The sequence below is a fragment of the Streptococcus parasanguinis genome (genome assembly GCF_001578955.1).
Lineage (GTDB): Bacteria > Bacillota > Bacilli > Lactobacillales > Streptococcaceae > Streptococcus > Streptococcus parasanguinis_U.
Genome location: NZ_KQ969720.1, coordinates 1 through 515, shown reverse-complemented (window position 1 = coordinate 515; position 515 = coordinate 1). Strand labels below are relative to the sequence as shown.

The 515-nt window shown below is 43.9% G+C and carries 1 protein-coding gene; it reads right to left on the bottom strand.

Annotated elements, in window-relative coordinates:
* On the bottom strand, positions 1–515 hold a 515-nt coding region (locus tag SPADD19_RS10930), incomplete at both ends, for an Asd/ArgC dimerization domain-containing protein (protein WP_277619483.1).

The window sequence follows — 515 nt, the reverse complement described above, 5'->3', positions numbered from 1 at the left end:
CCTTTAAGAAGGTTATCTGAAACAACCCACATGTGGATTCCTTTTTCAGCATCCAAGTCTTTACGAATCCGTCCAACGAAGGTATCGCGTGATCCGACCGCATTAACGGCTTGTGGGTAGACTTGGTGAGCAACATCGTCTTCAAGAACTGCACCTGGGAATTCTGCAATAGCAGCTTTCACTTCATCAATTGGTGCCACTTCTTTTGTTTCAATGTAGACTGACTCTGAGTGAGCTGACAAGACTGGAATCCGCACACAAGTTGCTGAAACGGCAATGCTATCGTCTTCCATGATTTTCTTGGTTTCATTCGTCATCTTCATTTCTTCGTAAGTATAGTCATTTTCTGTGAAGACGTCGATTTGTGGAAGAGCGTTGAAAGCAATTGGGTAATGTTTTTTATCACCACCACATGGCAAGATTTCTGCTTTGACATCGCGTGGGTTGACTCCATCATTCAAGACTTCCTTCAACTCACGTTGGGTTTCAAGAATAGCTCCCATACCAGCACCTGA